Genomic DNA, 1,384 nt, shown 5'->3' with positions numbered 1-1,384 from the left:
GGGTCTGTCCAGTGAACGGTGTAACTCGGTTGGGTTGAGTTAGCGGCGGCCGACGGAGAGTCGGCCGTCGAAGGCGATCTCGAAGGCGTTGAGTGCGGCCTTCCACCGGGTCATCCAGCGCTTGCGGCCGGCCCCGGTCGGGTCGAGCGACATGATCGCCATGTAGACGCACTTCAGGGCCGCCTGCTCGTTCGGGAAATGCCCGCGCGAGCGGACGGCCTTGCGGATCCGCGCGTTCACGGACTCGATCGCGTTCGTGGTGCAGATGACCCGGCGGACCTCGACATCGAAGCTCAGGAACGGCACGAACTCCGCCCAGGCGTTCTCCCAGAGCCGCACGATCGCCGGATACTTCCGGCCCCAGGCCTCGGTGAACTCCACGAACCGCTCAAGCGCCGCCTCCTCGGTCGGAGCCGTGTAGACGGGCTTGAGGGCCTTGGAGATCTTGTCCCAGTCCTGCCGGGCCGCATAGCGGAACGAGGCCCGGATCAGGTGCACGATGCAGGTCTGGGTGACGGCCTGCGGCCAGACCGCGGCAATGGCGTCAGGCAGGCCCTTGAGGCCGTCGCAGACCACCATGCAGACGTCCGCGACACCGCGGTTCTTGATCTCGGTCAGCACGTGGAGCCAGTACTTGGCGCCCTCGCCGCCATCGCCGGCCCACAGTCCGAGGATCTCCCTGGTGCCCTCGACGGTAACCGCGAGCGCGACGTAGATCGGCCGGTTGGCGACCTGGCCGTCGCGGAGCTTCACGTGCACGCAGTCGATGAACACCACCGGGTAGACCGGGTCGAGAGGCCGGTTCTGCCACTCGGCCATGCCCTCGATGACCTGGTCGGTGATGGTGGAGATGGTCTGCCTGGAGACGTCCGCGCCGTAGACTTCGGCCAGGTGCGCGGAGATCTCACCGTGCGTCAGACCGCGGGCGGACAGCGACAGCACCATCTCGTCCACCCCCGACAACCGCCGCTGGCGCTTGCGGACCAGCTGCGGCTCGAACGAGCCCTCGCGGTCCCGGGGGACGTCGATCTCGACTGGCCCGACCTCGGTCAGCACAGTCTTCGAGCGGGTTCCGTTGCGCGAGTTGCCACTGCCGGCCCCGGCCGGGTCGTGCTTCTCGTAGCCGAGGTGGTCCGTCATCTCGCCTTCGAGCGCGGACTCCAGGAGCTTCTTCGTGAGCTGCTGGAGCAGGCCGCCAGCGCCGGTGAGCTGCAGCCCGCTCGCACGGGCCCGGTCAACCAACTGCCCGATCAACTGGTCGTCCAGGGCGTCCGGCTGCAACTCCACCGGCCGCCCGGCCTCCACGGCCTCGGCCGAGACGGTCACGTCTGTCATCAGGTGCTACTTCCTTGATCGGGAGTTACACCGTTCTTTTTACAGACCC

The 1,384-nt window shown here is 67.6% G+C and carries 1 protein-coding gene; it reads right to left on the bottom strand.

Annotated elements, in window-relative coordinates:
* Positions 1 to 39: 39 nt before the first annotated feature.
* Entirely contained in the window at positions 40 to 1,335 is a 1,296-nt protein-coding gene (locus AB0K51_RS34825) for an IS256 family transposase (RefSeq protein ID WP_363462300.1), read from the bottom strand.
* Positions 1,336 to 1,384: the final 49 nt, after the last annotated feature.

Source organism: Kitasatospora sp. NPDC049285, from assembly GCF_040678815.1.
In the GTDB taxonomy this organism is placed as follows: domain Bacteria; phylum Actinomycetota; class Actinomycetes; order Streptomycetales; family Streptomycetaceae; genus Kitasatospora.
The sequence above is the reverse complement of the archived record's forward strand: the minus strand, read 5'-3'. Positions and strand labels throughout refer to the sequence as shown.